15 protein-coding genes are annotated in these 18415 nt (G+C 69.3%); all 15 read left to right on the top strand.

Annotated features, from left to right (window positions below; all coding sequences use genetic code 11):
- The first annotated feature begins 85 nt into the window (after nucleotides 1-85).
- The 15 genes from ACZ7LU_RS16420 to recQ all read left to right on the top strand — a co-directional run bounded on the left by ACZ7LU_RS16420 (nucleotide 86) and on the right by recQ (nucleotide 18344).
- Nucleotides 86-445 (top strand): NADH-quinone oxidoreductase subunit A, encoded by a 360-nt coding sequence (locus tag ACZ7LU_RS16420; protein ID WP_003992243.1) that lies wholly within the window; start codon nucleotides 86-88, stop codon nucleotides 443-445.
- 21 nt (nucleotides 446-466) lie between these two features.
- Nucleotides 467-1021 (top strand): NuoB/complex I 20 kDa subunit family protein, encoded by a 555-nt coding sequence (locus ACZ7LU_RS16415; RefSeq protein WP_355803993.1) that lies wholly within the window; start codon nucleotides 467-469, stop codon nucleotides 1019-1021.
- Nucleotides 1018-1749: an NADH-quinone oxidoreductase subunit C gene (locus ACZ7LU_RS16410; protein ID WP_471916989.1), complete on the top strand. Its 732-nt coding sequence runs from the start codon at nucleotides 1018-1020 to the stop codon at nucleotides 1747-1749. Before ACZ7LU_RS16415 ends, ACZ7LU_RS16410 begins: the two co-directional genes overlap by 4 nt.
- Nucleotides 1749-3071 (top strand): NADH-quinone oxidoreductase subunit D, encoded by a 1323-nt coding sequence (locus tag ACZ7LU_RS16405; protein ID WP_468088060.1) that lies wholly within the window; start codon nucleotides 1749-1751, stop codon nucleotides 3069-3071. The genes ACZ7LU_RS16410 and ACZ7LU_RS16405 overlap by 1 nt, the downstream gene beginning before the upstream one ends.
- Nucleotides 3068-3919 (top strand): NADH-quinone oxidoreductase subunit NuoE, encoded by an 852-nt coding sequence (nuoE, locus tag ACZ7LU_RS16400; protein WP_468314278.1) that lies wholly within the window; start codon nucleotides 3068-3070, stop codon nucleotides 3917-3919. The genes ACZ7LU_RS16405 and nuoE overlap by 4 nt, the downstream gene beginning before the upstream one ends.
- Entirely contained in the window at nucleotides 3919-5280 is a 1362-nt protein-coding gene (gene nuoF, locus ACZ7LU_RS16395) for an NADH-quinone oxidoreductase subunit NuoF (protein ID WP_398300075.1), read from the top strand. The genes nuoE and nuoF overlap by 1 nt, the downstream gene beginning before the upstream one ends.
- Nucleotides 5277-7790: an NADH-quinone oxidoreductase subunit G gene (locus ACZ7LU_RS16390; RefSeq protein ID WP_468557132.1), complete on the top strand. Its 2514-nt coding sequence runs from the start codon at nucleotides 5277-5279 to the stop codon at nucleotides 7788-7790. The genes nuoF and ACZ7LU_RS16390 overlap by 4 nt, the downstream gene beginning before the upstream one ends.
- A 38-nt stretch (nucleotides 7791-7828) precedes the next feature.
- On the top strand, nucleotides 7829-9166 hold the full coding sequence (nuoH, locus tag ACZ7LU_RS16385) for an NADH-quinone oxidoreductase subunit NuoH (protein WP_398301386.1): 1338 nt from the start codon (nucleotides 7829-7831) through the stop codon (nucleotides 9164-9166).
- Nucleotides 9159-9818: an NADH-quinone oxidoreductase subunit NuoI gene (gene nuoI / locus ACZ7LU_RS16380; RefSeq protein WP_471916988.1), complete on the top strand. Its 660-nt coding sequence runs from the start codon at nucleotides 9159-9161 to the stop codon at nucleotides 9816-9818. The genes nuoH and nuoI overlap by 8 nt, the downstream gene beginning before the upstream one ends.
- Nucleotides 9815-10654, top strand: a complete 840-nt coding sequence (locus ACZ7LU_RS16375) for an NADH-quinone oxidoreductase subunit J (protein ID WP_468314270.1) — start codon at nucleotides 9815-9817, stop codon at nucleotides 10652-10654. Before nuoI ends, ACZ7LU_RS16375 begins: the two co-directional genes overlap by 4 nt.
- Nucleotides 10651-10950 (top strand): NADH-quinone oxidoreductase subunit NuoK, encoded by a 300-nt coding sequence (gene nuoK / locus ACZ7LU_RS16370; protein WP_003974374.1) that lies wholly within the window; start codon nucleotides 10651-10653, stop codon nucleotides 10948-10950. Before ACZ7LU_RS16375 ends, nuoK begins: the two co-directional genes overlap by 4 nt.
- A 14-nt stretch (nucleotides 10951-10964) precedes the next feature.
- Complete coding sequence (nuoL, locus tag ACZ7LU_RS16365) at nucleotides 10965-12860, top strand: NADH-quinone oxidoreductase subunit L (RefSeq protein WP_471916987.1); 1896 nt, start codon at nucleotides 10965-10967, stop codon at nucleotides 12858-12860.
- Between the two features lie 5 nt (nucleotides 12861-12865).
- Entirely contained in the window at nucleotides 12866-14437 is a 1572-nt protein-coding gene (locus ACZ7LU_RS16360) for an NADH-quinone oxidoreductase subunit M (protein WP_398300084.1), read from the top strand.
- Nucleotides 14434-16083 (top strand): NADH-quinone oxidoreductase subunit NuoN, encoded by a 1650-nt coding sequence (gene nuoN, locus ACZ7LU_RS16355; protein WP_468088051.1) that lies wholly within the window; start codon nucleotides 14434-14436, stop codon nucleotides 16081-16083. The genes ACZ7LU_RS16360 and nuoN overlap by 4 nt, the downstream gene beginning before the upstream one ends.
- Before the next feature lie 185 nt (nucleotides 16084-16268).
- Nucleotides 16269-18344, top strand: coding sequence for a DNA helicase RecQ (recQ, locus tag ACZ7LU_RS16350; protein WP_471917085.1), 2076 nt, complete (start codon nucleotides 16269-16271; stop codon nucleotides 18342-18344).
- Nucleotides 18345-18415: the final 71 nt, after the last annotated feature.

Genomic DNA, 18415 nt, shown 5'->3' with positions numbered 1-18415 from the left:
GGGAATCGGGGCTCGGTGATGCGAATCGGGGCGCCGGTCCGACGCAACCGCCAACAGTCAGTGCCGACTGAGAGGAGCGAGGAGCGTGAACGCCTATGCGCCCATCCTCGTGCTGGGAGCCCTCGGGGCAGGCTTTGCGATCTTCTCCGTGGTCATGGCCACGCTTATCGGTCCAAAGCGGTACAACCGCGCGAAGCTAGAGGCCTATGAGTGCGGCATCGAGCCGACGCCGACGCCGGCAGGCGGCGGGCGATTCCCCATCAAGTACTACCTGACGGCGATGCTCTTCATCGTCTTCGACATCGAGATCGTCTTCCTCTATCCCTGGGCCGTCACCTTCGACGCGCTGGGGATTTTCGGGCTCGTGGAGATGCTGCTCTTCGTGCTCACCGTCTTTGTCGCCTACGCGTACGTATGGCGGCGCGGCGGCCTGGAATGGGACTAAGGGTCTGAGGGGTCAAAGAGCATGGGACTCGAAGAGAAACTGCCGAGCGGATTTCTGCTGACCACCGTCGAGCAGGCCGCGGGCTGGATGCGGAAGTCGTCCGTCTTCCCCGCCACGTTCGGCCTCGCCTGCTGCGCCATCGAGATGATGACGACCGGCGCCGGGCGGTACGACATGGCGCGCTTCGGCATGGAGGTCTTCCGCGGCTCACCGCGCCAGGCCGACCTGATGATCGTGGCGGGCCGGGTGAGCCAGAAGATGGCGCCGGTGCTGCGGCAGGTCTATGACCAGATGCCCAACCCCAAGTGGGTGATTTCCATGGGGGTTTGCGCTTCATCAGGCGGAATGTTCAACAATTACGCGATTGTGCAGGGTGTGGACCATGTCGTCCCGGTCGACATCTATTTGCCGGGCTGTCCGCCGCGCCCCGAGATGCTGCTGGACGCGATCCTCAAGCTCCACGAGAAGATCCAGAACACCAAGCTCGGCGTGAACGCGGAAGAAGCGGCCCGTGAGGCGGAGGAGGCGGCCCTCAAGGCGCTCCCCACCATCGAGATGAAGGGGCTGCTGCGGTGAGCGACGCACCCGACCCGCACCACGAGCACCTGAGCGGCAGCGGCGTCCCCGCGCCGCGCGACGAGGCCGGCGAGGTCATCGGCGTACGCAGGGGCATGTTCGGCGCCGGAGACGGCGGCGACACGTCCGGCTACGGCGGCCTGGTGCGGACCATCGCGCTGCCCGGCGCCTCCGCGCGTCCCTACGGCGGCTGGTTCGACGAGACGGCCGACGAACTGGAGGGCGCCCTGGAGGAACAGGGCCTCCTCCCGGAGAACGCGATCGAGAAGACCGTCGTCGACCGCGGCGAGATCACCTTCCACATCGCGCGCGAGCACCTCGTCCGCGTCGCCCAGACCCTGCGCGACGACCCCGCCCTGCGCTTCGAGCTCTGCACCGGCGTGAGCGGAGTGCACTTCCCCGGGGACAAGGGCCGCGAGCTGCACGCCGTCTACCACCTGCGCTCGATCACCCACAACCGGCTGATCCGGCTCGAAGTCGCCGTGCCCGACGCCGACCCGCACCTGCCCTCACTGGTCCCGGTCTATCCGACCAACGACTGGCACGAGCGCGAGGCGTACGACTTCTTCGGCCTCGTCTTCGACGGCCACCCGGCGCTCACGCGGATCATGATGCCGGACGACTGGCAGGGCTTCCCGCAGCGCAAGGACTACCCCCTCGGCGGCATCCCCGTCGAGTACAAGGGCGCCCAGATCCCGGCTCCGGACCAGCGGAGGTCGTACACCTGATGAGCACTTCACATGCATCCGCCCGGGAGACGACCGAGGGGACTGTATATACAGTCACCGGCGGCGACTGGGACGAGGTCGTCCAGTCCGCGGCCAAGGCCGACGACGAGCGCATCATCGTCAACATGGGGCCGCAGCACCCGTCCACGCACGGCGTGCTCCGGCTCATCCTGGAGATCGAGGGCGAGACGGTCACCGAAGCCCGCTGCGGCATCGGCTATCTGCACACCGGCATCGAGAAGAACCTCGAATTCCGGACGTGGACGCAGGGCACGACCTTCGTCACGCGCATGGATTACCTGACCCCGTTCTTCAACGAGACGGCGTACTGCCTCGGCGTCGAGAAGCTGCTCGGCATCGAGGACCAGATCCCGGACCGCGCCTCGGTCATCCGCGTCCTCCTCATGGAGCTCAACCGCCTCTCCTCCCACCTGGTGTGCATCGCCACCGGCGGCATGGAGCTCGGCGCGACGACGATCATGATCTACGGATTCCGCGATCGTGAACTCGTTCTCGACCTCTTCGAACTCATCACCGGCCTGCGGATGAACCACGCGTACGTCCGGCCCGGCGGGCTCGCCCAGGACCTGCCGCCCGGCACGGTCGACCAGCTGCGCGAGTTCGTGAAGACGATGAAGAAGAACATCCCGGAGTACGACAAGCTCGCCACCGGGAACCCCATCTTCAAGGCCCGCATGCAGGACGTCGGCTATCTCGACCTCGCCGGCTGCATGGCGCTCGGCGCCACGGGCCCGGTCCTGCGCTCGGCGGGCCTCCCGCACGACCTGCGCAAGACCCAGCCCTACTGCGGCTACGAGAACTACGAGTTCGACATCCCGACCGCCGACACCTGCGACTCCTACGGCCGCTTCCTGATCCGCCTCGAAGAGATGCGGCAGTCGCTGCGCATCATCGAGCAGTGCATCGACCGGCTCGCCCCCGGACCCGTCATGGTCGAGGACAAGAAGATCGCCTGGCCCGCCCAACTGGCCCTCGGCCCCGACGGCCTGGGCAACTCGCTCGACCACATCAAGAAGATCATGGGCACCTCCATGGAGTCCCTCATCCACCACTTCAAGCTGGTGACCGAGGGCTTCCGGGTGCCGCCCGGACAGACGTACACCGCGGTCGAGTCGCCCAAGGGCGAGCTCGGCGTGCACGTCGTCTCCGACGGGGGCACCCGCCCCTACCGGGTCCACTTCCGCGACCCGTCCTTCACCAACCTCCAGGCCATGGCGGCGATGTGCGAGGGCGGCCAGGTCGCCGACGTCATCGTCGCCGTCGCGTCCATCGACCCCGTGATGGGAGGCGTCGACCGGTGACCACCACTCCTTCGGAGAAGAGCGCGGGCGTCAGCCTGGGCATGCCCCAACTCCCCGCCCCCGACTACCCGGCCGACGTGCGCGCCCGCCTCGAGACGGACGCCAAGGAGGTCATCGCCCGCTACCCGGGATCCCGGTCGGCGCTCCTCCCGCTGCTCCACCTGGTGCAGTCCGAGGAAGGCCACGTCACGCGCACGGGCATGCGGTTCTGCGCCGAGATGCTGGGTCTGACCACGGCCGAGGTGACGGCCGTCGCGACCTTCTACACCATGTACCGGCGCAAACCCTCCGGCGACTACCAGGTCGGCGTCTGCACCAACACGCTGTGCGCCGTCATGGGTGGCGACGCGATCTTCGACGAGCTCAAGCAGCACCTCGGCGTCGGCAACGACGAGACGACCGAGGACGGCAAGATCACCCTCGAGCACATCGAGTGCAACGCCGCCTGCGACTTCGCCCCCGTGGTGATGGTCAACTGGGAGTTCTTCGACAACCAGACCCCCGAGTCCGCCAAGCGGCTCGTGGACGACCTGCGCGCGGGCGTACCGGTCGAGCCCACCCGCGGGGCGCCCCTGTGCACGTACAAGGAGACCGCCCGAATCCTCGCGGGCTTCCCCGACGAGCGGCCCGGCGCCGTCGAGGCGACCGGCGGCGCGGGCCCCGCCTCACTGATCGGCCTGCGCCTGGCCAAGGGCGAGGTGCCGCAGCCGCGCGTGGTCCACCCGCGCGCGGGAGGCCCCCAGGACGAAGCGCCGGCCGAGCACCTCAGCTCGCACGACGCACCACAGCAGACCTCGGCATCCGACCCGGCCCACCCGGCAGGACCGACCGCCGAGGAGGGGGAGTGATGACCTTGGCAGCCGAGATCAACAACGAGACCAGCCCGGAGAAGCTGCTCGCCCCGGTCCTTTCGGCCTTCTGGGACGAGGACAAGTCCTGGACGCTGGAGACCTACCGGCGGCACGAAGGGTACGAAGGCCTGCGCAAGGCCCTCGCCATGGACCCGGACGACCTCATCGCCTATGTGAAGGACTCAGGTCTGCGCGGCAGGGGCGGCGCGGGATTCCCCACCGGGATGAAGTGGCAGTTCATCCCGCAGGGCGACGGCAAGCCGCACTATCTAGTTGTCAACGCCGACGAATCGGAGCCCGGGACCTGCAAGGACATCCCGCTCCTCTTCGCCAACCCGCACTCCCTCATCGAGGGAATCGTGATCGCGTGCTACGCGATCAGGTCGTCGCATGCCTTCATCTATCTGCGGGGCGAAGTCGTCCCCGTGCTCCGGCGGTTGCACGAGGCCGTCCGCGAGGCCTACGCGGCGGGCTACCTCGGGAAGAACGTGCTGGGCAGCGGGCTCGATCTGGAACTCACCGTGCACGCGGGCGCGGGCGCGTACATCTGCGGTGAGGAGACCGCGCTGCTCGACTCGCTCGAAGGCCGCCGTGGTCAGCCGCGACTGCGTCCCCCCTTCCCTGCGGTCGCGGGCCTCTACGCATGCCCCACTGTGGTGAACAACGTCGAGTCCATCGCATCCGTTCCCGCGATCCTCCACCGCGGAAAAGACTGGTTCAAGTCGATGGGCAGCGAGAAGTCCCCGGGCTTCACGCTCTACTCGCTCAGCGGCCACGTCACCAACCCCGGCCAGTACGAGGCCCCGCTCGGCATCACGCTGCGCCAGCTGCTCGACATGAGCGGCGGCATGCGGGCCGGACACCGCCTCAAGTTCTGGACACCCGGCGGCTCCTCGACCCCGATGTTCACCGACGAGCACCTCGACGTCCCCCTCGACTACGAGGGCGTCGGCGCCGCCGGATCGATGCTCGGCACCAAGGCGCTCCAGTGCTTCGACGAGACGACGTGCGTCGTGCGGGCCGTCACCCGCTGGACCGAGTTCTACGCCCACGAGTCCTGCGGCAAGTGCACGCCCTGCCGCGAAGGGACGTACTGGCTGGTGCAGTTGCTCCGCGACATCGAGGCCGGCAAGGGCGTCATGGCCGACCTCGACAAGCTGAACGACATCGCCGACAACATCAACGGCAAGTCCTTCTGCGCCCTGGGCGACGGCGCCGCCTCGCCGATCTTCTCCTCACTGAAGTACTTCCGCGCGGAGTACGAGCAGCACATCACCGGCAGGGGATGCCCCTTCGACCCGGCCAAGTCGACTCTCTGGGCCGACAGGCCCGCTGAAAACGCGCAGGTGAACGCATGACAGTGACCACCAACAACGCTCCCTCCGGGGGCGGGGAGGCGGCGGTCCCGCCCGAGGATCTCGTCTCGCTGACCATCGACGGCATCGAGATCAGCGTCCCCAAGGGGACGCTCGTGATCCGCGCCGCCGAGCTGCTCGGCATCGAGATCCCGCGGTTCTGCGACCACCCGCTGCTCGACCCGGCGGGCGCCTGCCGCCAGTGCATCGTCGAGGTGGAGGGCCAGCGCAAGCCGATGGCGTCCTGCACCATCACCTGCACCGACGGCATGGTCGTGAAGTCGCAGCTGACCTCCCCCGTCGCGGAGAAGTCCCAGCGCGGCGTGATGGAGCTGCTGCTCATCAACCACCCGCTGGACTGCCCCGTCTGCGACAAGGGCGGCGAGTGCCCGCTGCAGAACCAGGCGATGCAGGTCGGCGACACCGACACCCGCTTCGAGGGCAAGAAGCGGACGTACGAGAAGCCGGTGCCGATCTCCACCCAGGTGCTGCTCGACCGTGAGCGCTGCGTGCTCTGCGCCCGCTGCACCCGGTTCAGCAACCAGATCGCCGGCGACCCGATGATCGAGCTCATCGAGCGGGGCGCCCTTCAGCAGGTCGGCACCGGCGAGGGCGACCCCTTCGAGTCGTACTTCTCCGGGAACACCATCCAGATCTGCCCGGTCGGCGCGCTGACCTCGGCGGCGTATCGCTTCCGCTCCCGGCCCTTCGACCTCGTGTCGTCGCCCTCGGTGTGCGAGCACTGCTCGGGCGGCTGCGCCACGCGCACGGACCACCGGCGCGGCAAGGTCATGCGCCGGCTCGCGGCGGACGACCCCGAGGTCAACGAAGAGTGGATGTGCGACAAGGGCCGCTTCGGCTTCCGGTACGCGCAGCGTCCCGACCGGCTGACCACGCCCCTGGTGCGCAACGCCGCGACGGGTGAGCTCGAACCCGCCAGCTGGCCCGAGGCCCTGGAGATCGCCGCCCGCGGTCTCGCCGCCGCGCGCGGCCGCGCCGGAGTCCTCGTCGGCGGTCGACTCACCGTGGAGGACGCCTACGCGTACAGCAAGTACGCGCGCGTGGCCCTCGACACGAACGACATCGACTTCCGCGCGCGCGTGCACAGCAGCGAGGAGGCCGACTTCCTCGCGGCACGGGTGGCGGGCCGGGGCCGGGACCTCGACGGCAGCGGTGTCACGTACGCCCTCCTGGAGAAGGCGCCCGCCGTCCTGCTCGCCGGGTTCGAGTCCGAGGAGGAGGCGCCCGGCGTCTTCCTGCGGCTGCGCAAGGCCTGGCGCAAGCACGGCCAGCGCACCTACTCCCTCGCGCCGTTCGTGACCCGCGGCCTGGAGAAGGCGGGCGGCACCCTGCTGCCCGCCGCGCCCGGCACCGAGACCGAGTGGCTGGACGCGCTCGCCGCGGGGGTGGGCCTGGAGGCTCCCGGTACCGAGGCCTCCGAGGCGCTGCGCGCCGAGGGCGCCGTCATCGTCGTCGGTGAGCGGCTCGCGGCCGTGCCCGGCGGGCTCACCGCCGCCGTGCGGGCCGCCGCCGCGACCGGCGCCCGGCTTGTCTGGATCCCGCGCAGGGCCGGGGAGCGCGCCGCCATCGAGGCGGGCGCGCTGCCGTCGCTGCTGCCCGGCGGCCGGCCGGCCACCGACCCGCGCGCGCGGGACGAGGTCGCGGCCGCCTGGGGCGTCGCCGAACTCCCGCACCGCTACGGCCGCGACACCGGCCAGATCATCGAGGCCGCCGCGACCGGCGAACTCCGCGCACTCCTGGTGGCGGGTGTCGAGGTCGCCGACCTGCCCGACCCGGCACGCGCGCGTGCGGCACTCGACGAGGTCGGCTTCCTGGTCTCGCTGGAGCTGCGGCCCAGCGAGGTGACGGAGCGGGCCGACGTGGTCCTGCCCGTGGCCGCCGTCGCGGAGAAGCCGGGCACCTTCCTCAACTGGGAGGGCAGGGTGCGGATGTTCGACGCCGCGCTCAAGCCGGACCAGATGACGCGCCGGGTGGCGCCCACCGACGCGCGCGTGCTGCACATGCTCGCCGACGCCGGGGACATCCACCTCGGCCTGCCCGACCTGGTGACCCTGCGCCGCGAGCTGGAGCGGCTCGGCGGCTGGGACGGGCCGCACGCGACGGAGCCCCTGGAGACCGGCGTCCAGCCGCCGCGGCCCGCCGCCGGCGAGGCCGTCCTCGCGGGGCACCGGCTGCTGCTCGACCAGGGCCGCCTCCAGGACGGCGACGAAGCGCTGGCCGGTACGCGGCACGCCGCCCACGCGCGCGTGTCCGCGGCCACCGCCGCGGAGGCGGGGGTGAAGGACGGCGACACGCTGGCCGTCTCCGGGCCGGCGGGCACGACCGAACTCCCGCTGCAGATCACGGTGATGCCCGACCGCGTGGTCTGGCTGCCGCTGAACTCGACCGGGGGAGGCGTTCTGTCGGACACCGGCGCCCGCCCCGGCGACCTCGTCCGCATCGGCCCGGCGGTTCTGCCGGAGCCCACTGAGGCCCCGGAGGTGACGTCGTGAGGCACACCCTGGTGCCGCTTGCGGCGGAAGACCTGTCCATGTTCGGCCGCGACCCCTGGTGGCTGGTCGCCTTCAAGGCGGTCTTCTGCTTCGCGTTCCTGATGGTGACGGTTCTCTTCGCCATCGTGTGGGAGCGCAAGGTCGTCGCCTGGATGCAGCTGCGCATCGGCCCCAACCGGAACGGCCCCTGGGGTCTGCTGCAGTCCCTCGCGGACGGCGTCAAGCTGATGCTCAAGGAAGACGTGATCGTCAAGCGCGCGGACAAGGTGGTCTACGTCCTCGCCCCGGTCGTCGCCGCGATCCCGGCCTTCATGGCGATCGCGGTGATCCCGTTCGGGCCCGCGGGCAACGAAGTCTCGATCTTCGGCCAGCGCACCACGATGCAGCTCACCGACCTGCCGATCGCGATGCTGTACATCCTCGCGGTCGCCTCGGTCGGCATCTACGGCATCGTGCTCGCGGGCTGGAGCTCCGGCTCGACGTACCCGCTCCTCGGCGGCCTGCGCTCCTGCGCGCAGATGATCTCCTACGAGATCGCGATGGGCGCGGCCTTCGCCTCCGTCTTCCTCTACTCGGGGTCGATGTCGACGTCGACGATCGTCGAGGCGCAGGCCGACCGCTGGTACGTGCTGCTCCTGCCGGTGTCGTTCCTGATCTACATCGTGACGATGATCGGCGAGACCAACCGCGCGCCGTTCGACATGCCGGAGTCCGAGGGCGACCTCGTCGGTGGCTTCAACACCGAGTACTCCTCCATCAAGTTCGCGATGTTCATGCTCGCCGAGTACATCAACATGGTCACCGTCTCGGCGGTGTCGGTCACGCTCTTCCTGGGAGGCTGGCGGGCGCCGTATCCGATCAGCACGTTCTGGGAGGGCGCGAACCACGGCTGGTGGCCGATGCTCTGGTTCGTGATCAAGGTCCAGCTGCTGCTGTTCTTCTTCATCTGGCTGCGCGGCTCGCTGCCCCGCGTCCGCTACGACCAGCTGATGAAGCTCGGCTGGAAGGTCCTGATCCCGGTCTCGGTCGTCTGGCTGATGCTCGTCGCCACGGTCAGGGCGATGCGGAACGAGGACTACGAATTCACCTCGATCGCGCTCTATGTGGGCGGCGGGGTCATCGCCCTGCTATTGCTCTCCGTGGTCGTCGACATCTTCCGCGACAAGCGGGAGAAGGAAGCCGCCGCCGAGGAGGAGAAGCCGGTCGCCTTCGACCCGATGGCGGGCGGATTCCCTGTTCCGCCGCTGCCCGGCCAGAGCCTGCCACCCGTCCCGCGCCGCCGCCCGCGCCATGAGCGGGAGCTGATTGTCAGTGGTGGCCCGGATACTCAAAGTGACGGAACCCGAAGTGACGGAAAGGAGGCGTCCGATGGCTGAGTCGAACCAGGAGTCGCACGACCCGAACCAATCGAAGCAGGGGTTCCAGAACCCTGTCGCGGGCTTCGGCGTGACCTTCAAGGCCATGTTCAAGAAGCGGCTGACCGAGCAGTATCCGGAGCAGCAGAAGACCACCGCTCCCCGCTTCCACGGCAGGCACCAGCTGAACCGCCATCCGGACGGCCTGGAGAAGTGCGTCGGCTGTGAGCTCTGCGCCTGGGCCTGTCCCGCGGACGCCATCTATGTGGAGGGCGCGGACAACACGGACGAGGAAAGGTATTCGCCCGGCGAGAGGTACGGCCGCGTCTACCAGATCAACTACGCCCGCTGCATCCTGTGCGGCCTGTGCATCGAGGCGTGCCCCACGCGCGCGCTGACGATGACGAACCAGTTCGAGCTGGCCGACAGCAGCCGCGAGAACCTCATCTACACCAAGGAGCAGCTGCTCGCCGGTCTGGAAGAGGGCATGGTCGACTCGCCGCACGCGATTTACCCGGGCATGGACGAGCAGGACTACTACCGGGGCCAGGTGACCGAGGCGGCGCCGGGGACGGTGCCCCAGGTCGCGCTCTCCAAGGGCGAGACGCCGCAGGAGGCCGCCGCGGACTTCGGGGACGGCGAGCCGGCGTCGGAGAAGGTGGTCGGCCGATGACGCAGCTCGCCGCCTATTCGACCTCCACCGGCGAGGCCTTCCAGTTCTGGGTGCTCGGCACGGTCGCGGTGATCGGCGCCCTGTGCACCATCCTGATGAAGAAGGCCGTGCACAGCGCGCTCTGCCTGGCCGGAACCATGATCATCCTCGCGGTGTTCTACCTGGCCAACGGCGCGTATTTCCTGGGCATCGTCCAGATCGTCGTCTACACCGGCGCGATCATGATGCTCTTCCTCTTCGTGGTCATGCTCGTCGGCGTCACCGCCGCCGACTCCCTGACGGAGACCATCAAGGGACAGCGCTGGCTGGCCCTGCTCTGCGGGCTCGGCTTCGCGGTGCTGCTCTTCGCGGGCATCGGGAACGCCTCGGTGAAGGAGTTCAACGGCCTCACCAAGGCGAACTCCGGAGGCAATGTGGAGGGCCTCGCCGGGCTCATCTTCACCAAGTACGTCTTCGCCTTCGAGATCACCGGCGCCCTGCTCATCACGGCGACGGTCGGCGCGATGGTCCTCACCCACCGCGAGCGCACGGAGCGCGCCAAGACGCAGCGCGAGCTCTCCGAGGAGCGCGTGCGCGAGGGCAAGCACCTGCCGCCGCTCCCCGCCCCGGGTGTCTACGCCCGGCACAACGCCGTGGACATCGCGGGCCTGCTCCCCGACGGCACCCCGTCGGAGCTCACGGTCAACAAGACGCTGCGCGAGCGCGGCCAGATCCGCGACGTGTCGCGCGAGGCACTGGACGACCTGCGCGCCCTCGAACAGCGTTCCACCGACCGGCTGGAGCGGCCCGACCTGCGGAGCGACGACATCGGGCGGACCGAGGAGGCGTCGAAGTGAACCCCGTCAACTACCTGTATCTGGCCGCCCTGTTGTTCACGATCGGCGCGACCGGCGTGCTCATCAGGCGGAACGCGATCGTGGTGTTCATGTGCATCGAGCTCATGCTCAACGCCTGCAACCTCGCGTTCGTGGCCTTCTCCCGGATGCACGGCAACCTCGACGGCCAGATCATCGCGTTCTTCACGATGGTCGTCGCCGCCGCGGAGGTCGTGGTCGGGCTCGCGATCATCGTGTCGCTGTTCCGTTCCCGCCACTCGGCCTCGGTCGACGACGCCAGCCTGATGAAGCTCTGAGGGGTCGCTGAATCGTGGAGAACTTGATTGCGCTGCTCGTCGCGGCGCCGCTGCTCGGAGCGGCCGTACTGCTGTGCGGCGGCCGGGCACTGGACCGCGCGGGCCACTGGCTCGGCACGCTGCTCGCGGCCGCCTCCTTCGTCGTCGCCGTCGTGCTGTTCACCGACATGCTGGGCAAGGGCGCCGAGGAGCGCTCGCTGTCGCAGCACCTGTTCAGCTGGATCCCCGTGGAGGGCTTCCAGGCGGACGTCGCCTTCCAGCTCGACCAGTTGTCGATGACGTTCGTCCTGCTGATCTCCGGTGTGGGCACGCTCATCCACATCTACTCCATCGGGTACATGGAGCACGACGAGCGGCGCCGCCGCTTCTTCGGCTACCTGAACCTCTTCCTCGCGGCGATGCTCCTCCTGGTCCTCGCCGACAACTACCTCCTCCTGTACGTCGGGTGGGAGGGCGTCGGCCTCGCCTCGTACCTCCTGATCGGCTTCTGGCAGCACAAGCCCAGCGCGGCCACCGCCGCGAAGAAGGCCTTCCTGGTCAACCGCGTCGGTGACGTGGGCCTTTCGATCGCCATCATGCTGATGTTCACCACCTTCGGGACCTTCGCCTTCGGCCCGGTCCTGGAGGCGACGGACGGGGCGTCGGAGGGCAAGCTCACCGCCATCGGCCTGATGCTGCTGCTCGCCGCGTGCGGCAAGTCCGCGCAGGTGCCGCTGCAGTCCTGGCTGGGCGACGCGATGGAGGGCCCGACCCCGGTCTCGGCCCTGATCCACGCCGCGACGATGGTGACCGCGGGTGTGTATCTGATCGTCCGCTCCGGCGAGATCTTCAACGCCGCCCCGGACGCCCAGCTGGTCGTGACCATCGTCGGAGCGGTCACGCTGCTGTTCGGTGCGATCGTCGGTTGCGCGAAGGACGACATCAAGAAGGCTCTCGCCGGCTCGACGATGTCCCAGATCGGCTACATGATCCTCGCCGCGGGCCTCGGCCCCATCGGCTACGTCTTCGCGATCATGCACCTGGTCACGCACGGCTTCTTCAAGGCCGGTCTCTTCCTCGGCGCCGGTTCGGTCATGCACGGCATGAACGACGAGGTCGACATGCGGAAGTACGGCGGCCTCAGGAAGTACATGCCGGTCACCTTCGTGACCTTCGGCCTCGGCTATCTGGCGATCATCGGCTTCCCCGGTCTTTCCGGCTTCTTCTCCAAGGACAAGATCATCGAAGCGGCGTTCGCCAAGGGCGGCACGGAGGGCTGGATCCTCGGCTCGGTGGCGCTCCTGGGCGCGGCCATCACCGCGTACTACATGACGCGCGTGATGATCATGACGTTCTTCGGTGAGAAGCGGTGGCAGCCGGATGCGGAAGGCAATGAACCGCACCCGCACGAGTCGCCGAAGTCCATGACGATCCCGATGATCGTGCTCGCCTTCGGGTCGGTGTTCGCGGGTGGCTTCTTCAGCATCGGCGACCGCTTCATGCACTGGCTCGAGCCGGTCACCCACCACGACCACGGCGACTCGCCGCTGAGCGCGGCCACGGTCACCGGCGCCACCATGGTGGTCCTGCTCATCGGTGTGGCCCTCGCCTACGTCCAGTACGGCCGCCGGCCCGTCCCGGTGACCGCCCCGCGCGGCTCGGTCCTGACCCGCGCCGCCCGCCGCGACCTCCTCCAGGACGACTTCAACCACGTCGTCCTGGTCCGCGGCGGCGAGCACCTCACGCGGTCCTTGGTCTACGTCGACCACACCCTGGTCGACGGGGTCGTCAACGGCACGGCGGCCTCGATGGGCGGCCTCTCCGGCCGCCTGCGCAAACTGCAGAACGGCTACGCCCGCTCCTACGCGGTCTCGATGTTCGGCGGCGCTGCGGTGCTCATCGCCGCGACCCTGCTGATGAGGGCGGTCTGATACCGATGTCCTTTCCCCTCCTGACAGCGACGGCGGTCCTGCCCGCGGTCGGCGCGATCGCCACGGCAGCCGTCCCGGCCGCCCGGCGGACCGCCGCCAAGTGGCTCGCGCTGCTCGTCTCGCTCGCCACGCTCGGCCTCGCCGGGACCGTGCTCGTCCGGTTCGACCCGGACGGCGACCGCTATCAACTGACCGAATCGCGCGCCTGGATCAAGGACTTCGGCGTGCGGTACGAGCTCGGGGTCGACGGCATCGCCGTCGCACTCATCGCGCTCACCGCGCTCCTGATCCCCTTCATCATCCTGGCGGGCTGGCACGACGCCGACCCCCTGGAAACCAAATCGTCGCGCTGGCGCCCGACCCAGGGCTTCTTCGCCCTGATCCTCGCCGTCGAGGCGATGGTGATCATCTCCTTCGAGGCCACCGACGTCTTCCTCTTCTACATCTTCTTCGAAGCCATGCTCATCCCGATGTACTTCCTCATCGGCGGCTTCGGAGACCGCGCCCACGCGGGCACCGACGAGAACGCCTCGGCACAGCGCTCGTACGCCGCGGTGAAGTTCCTCCTCTACAACCTCGTCGGCGGCCTCATCATGCTGGCCGCCGTGATCGGGCTCTACGTGGTCGCGGGGAACTTCTCGCTCCAGGAGATCGCCGCCGCGCGCGCGGACGGTTCGCTCGACATGGCGACCAACACCGAGCGGTGGCTCTTCCTCGGCTTCTTCTTCGCGTTCGCGGTGAAGGCCCCGCTGTGGCCGCTCCACACCTGGCTGCCGAACGCGATGGGAGAGTCCACCGCCCCGGTCGCCGTGCTGATCACGGCCGTCGTCGACAAGGTCGGCACGTTCGCGATGCTGCGGTTCTGCCTCGGGCTCTTCCCGGAGGCGAGCGAGTGGGCGACGCCCGTCATCCTCGTCCTCGCCCTGATCAGCATCATCTACGGAGCGCTGCTCGCGGTCGGCCAGCGCGACATCAAGCGCCTCGTGGCGTACGCGTCCATCTCGCACTTCGGCTTCATCGTGCTCGGCATCTTCGCGATGACGTCGCAGGGCCAGTCCGGCGCGACGCTCTACATGGTCAACCACGGCATCTCGACCGCCGCCCTGATGCTGGTGGCCGGCTTCCTGATCTCGCGGCGCGGCTCGCGTCTGATCGCCGACTACGGAGGGGTGCAGAAAGTCGCCCCGGTGCTCGCGGGCACCTTCCTGATCGGCGGCCTCGCGACGCTCTCGCTCCCCGGGCTCGCGCCCTTCGTGAGCGAGTTCCTCGTCCTGGTCGGCGCGTTCGCGCGCTACCCGGTGGTCGGCATCATCGCGACCGTCGGCATCGTGCTCGCCGCGCTGTACACACTCGTCCTCTACCAACGGACGATGACGGGCCCCGTGAAGGCGGAGGTCGCGACCATGCCCGACCTGCGGGTGCGTGAACTGGTCGTCGTGGCACCGCTGATCGCGCTCCTGATCGGCCTCGGGGTCTACCCGAAGCCGCTCACCGAGGTGGTCAACCCTGCGGTCGAGCACACGATGTCCGACGTACAGAAGAAAGACCCCAAGCCCGAGGTGGAGGCGGCCAAGTGAGCGCAACAGCCGTCCACAGCCTGTGGACAACGGCGGCGGAACCGATCGGCAAGATCGACGCCCCCGACATCGAGTACGGACAGCTGTCGCCGACGTTGATCGTCATCGGCGCGGCCGTCCTCGGAGTGCTCATCGAAGCCTTCGTCCCGCGCAAGTCCCGTTACTACGTACAGCTCTTCGTCTCCGTCGTCGCCCTGGCCGCCGCCTTCGCCGCGGTCGTCGGACTCGCGGCCCGTGGCTTCGGCACCACCAAGGCCCAGATCGCGGCAATGGGCGCGATCGCGGTCGACGGTCCCGCGCTCTTCCTGCAGGGCACCATCCTGCTCACCGGAATCGTCGCGATCTTCACCTTCGCGGAGCGGCGCCTCGACCCGGCGGCGCACGGCAACCGCGTCGACTCGTTCGTGGCGCAGGCCGGCGCCGTGCCGGGCAGCGAGGCCGAACAGGCCGCCACCAAGGCCGGGTTCACCACCACCGAGGTGTTCCCGCTGGCCCTCTTCGCCATCGGCGGCATGCTCGTCTTCCCCGCGGCCAACGACCTCCTGACGCTCTTCATCGCGCTGGAAGTCTTCTCCCTGCCGCTGTACCTGCTCTGCGCGCTCGCCCGGCGCAAGCGCCTGATGTCGCAGGAATCCGCCGTCAAGTACTTCCTGCTCGGCGCGTTCGCCTCGGCGTTCACGCTCTTCGGCATCGCGCTCCTCTACGGCTACGCGGGCTCCGTGTCGTACGCCACGATCGCGAACGTCGTCGAGGGCAACGTCAAGACCGTGAACCCGGCGCTCGCCGACACCATGGGCAATGACGCGCTGCTCCTGATCGGCGTCGCGATGGTGGTCATGGGGCTGCTCTTCAAGGTCGGCGCGGTGCCGTTCCACATGTGGACCCCGGACGTCTACCAGGGCGCCCCGACGCCGGTCACCGGCTTCATGGCGGCGGCGACGAAGGTGGCCGCGTTCGGCGCGCTCCTCCGTCTCCTCTACGTGGTGCTTCCCGGCCTGCGCTGGGACTGGCGGCCGGTCATGTGGGGCGTCGCGATCATCACGATGCTGGGCGGCGCGATCATCGCGATCACGCAGACCGACATCAAGCGGCTCCTCGCGTACTCGTCGATCGCGCACGCCGGCTTCATCCTCGCCGGTGTCATCGCCACCACCCCGGACGGCATCTCCTCCGTCCTCTTCTATCTGGGCGCCTACTCCTTCGTGACCATCGGCGCCTTCGCCGTCGTCACGCTGGTGCGGGACGCGGGCGGCGAGGCGACGCACCTGTCGAAGTGGGCGGGGCTCGGCCGCCGGTCGCCCCTGGTCGCCGCGGTCTTCGCGGTCTTCCTGCTCGCCTTCGCCGGCATCCCGCTGACCTCCGGGTTCGCCGGGAAGTTCGCCGTCTTCAAGGCGGCAGCGGAGGGCGGCGCGGGCGCGCTGGTCGTGGTCGGTGTCCTGTCGTCGGCGATCGCCGCGTTCTTCTACATCCGCGTGATCGTCCTGATGTTCTTCAGCGAGCCGAAGGCGGACGGCCCCACGGTCGCCGTGCCCTCGCCGCTGACGATGACGGCGATCGGTGTGGGCGTCGCGGTGACGCTGGTCCTCGGTGTGGCCCCGCAGTACTTCTTGGATCTGGCGAACCAGGCGGGAGTCTTCGTCCGGTAGCCGGAGCCCTTCGTATCTTTCGTACACGTGTCGCCGCCCGGCATCCCGAGAGGGGGTGCCGGGCGGTTGCCTGTGGATAACTGTCCGGGGTGTCGGTGGGGAGCCCTATCGTGGAGGCAGTGGTCGAGGTAGTGGCCGAGGCAGGAAGCACGGCGGGGGACAGGGCGATGGATGGGACCAAAGGCATGAGCGAGGTGACGGCGGCGGTAGCGGCGCCGGGCGCGGCGACCGGCTCCGTGACGGAGAGCGACGCCCTGCGGACGCTCCACCGCGTCTTCGGGTACGACGCCTTCCGCGGCGAGCAGGAAACGATCATCGACCACGTGGTGGGCGGCGGCGACGCCGTCGTCCTCATGCCGACCGGCGGCGGCAAGTCCCTCTGCTACCAGATCCCGGCCCTGGTCAGACCGGGCACGGGCGTCGTGGTCTCCCCGCTCATCGCGCTCATGCAGGACCAGGTGGACGCGCTGCGGGCGCTCGGTGTGCGCGCCGGGTTCATCAACTCCACGCAGGACTTCGACCAGCGGCGCGTGATGGAGGCGGAGTTCCTCGCGGGCGAGCTCGATGTGCTGTATCTCGCACCGGAGCGGCTGCGCCTGGACGCCACGCTGGACCTCCTCTCGCGGGGCCGGATCTCCGTCTTCGCGATCGACGAGGCGCACTGCGTCGCCCAGTGGGGGCACGACTTCCGGCCCGACTACCTCGCGCTCTCCGTGCTCGGGCAGCGCTGGCCCGACGTGCCGCGGATCGCCCTGACCGCGACGGCCACGCACGCCACGCACCGGGAGATCACCGAGCGGCTCGGCATGCCGGACGCCAAGCACTTCGTGGCGAGCTTCGACCGGCCCAACATCCAGTACCGCATCGTGCCGAAGGCCGAGCCGAAGAAGCAGCTCCTGTCCTTCCTGAAGGAGGAGCACGCGGGCGACGCCGGCATCGTCTACTGCCTGTCACGCAATTCGGTCGAGAAGACCGCCGAGTTCCTGTGCAGGAACGGCATCGAGGCCGTCCCGTACCACGCGGGCCTGGACGGCGGCACCCGCGCGGCCCACCAGTCCCGCTTCCTGCGGGAGGAGGGCCTCGTCGTCTGCGCCACGATCGCCTTCGGCATGGGCATCGACAAGCCGGACGTCCGCTTCGTCGCCCACCTCGACCTGCCCAAGTCGGTCGAGGGGTACTACCAGGAGACCGGCCGCGCGGGCCGCGACGGCCTGCCCTCCACGGCCTGGATGGCGTACGGCCTCCAGGACGTCGTCCAGCAGCGCAAGATGATCCAGAGCAGCGAGGGCGACGAGGCGTTCCGCCGCCGGGCGGCCTCGCACCTCGACTCGATGCTGGCGCTCTGCGAGACCGCGCAGTGCCGCCGCACCCAGCTCCTCACCTACTTCGGCCAGGAAGCGGCGGCGGAGTCCTGCGGGAACTGCGACACGTGCCTCACCCCGCCCGAGACCTGGGACGGCACGGTGGCGGCGCAGAAGGTGCTGTCCACGGTGGTGCGCCTGCAGCGTGAGCGCGGGCAGAAGTTCGGCGCGGGCCAGATCATCGACATCCTGCTCGGCAAGAAGACCGCGAAGGTCATCCAGTTCGACCACGACCAGCTGTCGGTCTTCGGCATCGGCGAGGAGCTGGCGGAGGCCGAATGGCGGGGCGTGGTGCGGCAGTTGCTGGCGCAGGGCCTGCTCGCCGTCGAGGGGGAGTACGGCACGCTGGTGCTCACCGAGACGAGCGGTTCCGTCCTGGGCCGGGAGCGTGAGGTGCGGCTGCGCAAGGAGCCGAAGCGGGCTCCGGCGGCGCGGGCGGCCAAGGGCGAGCGCAAGGCGAAGTCGGCGGCGGCCGTCGCCGAGCTGCCCCAGGAGGCGGTGCCGATCTTCGAGGCGCTGCGCGCCTGGCGTGCGGCCCAGGCGAAGGAGCAGGGCGTCCCCGCGTATGTGATCTTCCACGACGCCACGCTCCGGGAGATCGCCACGCTGCGGCCCACGTCCGTGTCGGACCTCGAAGGCATCAGCGGAGTGGGCGAGAAGAAGCGGACGACGTACGGCGAGGGTGTGGTCGGGGTCGTGGCGGAGTTCGTGGGCGGCGCCACGGATTCCGGCGGGGCGCCTGACAGGGCGGCTGACGGGGCGGCTGACGGGGCTGCCCGGCCGGGCGAGGCACCCGGCGGCGCCTCCGCCGGCGGGCCGGCCGGCGGAGGCACCCCGGCTCCGGCCGATGAGGCGGAGCTGGGCTGGGGCGACGAGGAGGAGCCGGACTGGGCGTCGTGACGCGTCCGGACTGGGGGCCCTGACGCGTGCCGGGCCGGGCGTCCTGACGTGTGGCCGCGGTCAGGTGGGGT

It is taken from the genome of Streptomyces sp. NPDC039462, assembly GCF_055639375.1.
Note: the sequence above shows the minus strand (reverse complement) of the source record. Positions and strands in the feature narration are given on the sequence as shown.

Excerpts from the sequence above, each read along its gene's own strand:
- ACZ7LU_RS16375 (WP_468314270.1), top strand. The coding sequence starts at position 9,815 with ATGACGCAGCTCGCCGCCTATTCGACCTCCACCGGCGAGGCCTTCCAG.
- nuoF (WP_398300075.1), top strand. The coding sequence starts at position 3,919 with ATGACCTTGGCAGCCGAGATCAACAACGAGACCAGCCCGGAGAAGCTG.
- ACZ7LU_RS16390 (WP_468557132.1), top strand. The coding sequence starts at position 5,277 with ATGACAGTGACCACCAACAACGCTCCCTCCGGGGGCGGGGAGGCGGCG.
- nuoH (WP_398301386.1), top strand. The coding sequence starts at position 7,829 with ATGTTCGGCCGCGACCCCTGGTGGCTGGTCGCCTTCAAGGCGGTCTTC.
- ACZ7LU_RS16360 (WP_398300084.1), top strand. The coding sequence starts at position 12,866 with ATGTCCTTTCCCCTCCTGACAGCGACGGCGGTCCTGCCCGCGGTCGGC.
- ACZ7LU_RS16415 (WP_355803993.1), top strand. The coding sequence starts at position 467 with ATGGGACTCGAAGAGAAACTGCCGAGCGGATTTCTGCTGACCACCGTC.
- recQ (WP_471917085.1), top strand. The coding sequence starts at position 16,269 with ATGAGCGAGGTGACGGCGGCGGTAGCGGCGCCGGGCGCGGCGACCGGC.
- nuoI (WP_471916988.1), top strand. The coding sequence starts at position 9,159 with ATGGCTGAGTCGAACCAGGAGTCGCACGACCCGAACCAATCGAAGCAG.
- ACZ7LU_RS16405 (WP_468088060.1), top strand. The coding sequence starts at position 1,749 with ATGAGCACTTCACATGCATCCGCCCGGGAGACGACCGAGGGGACTGTA.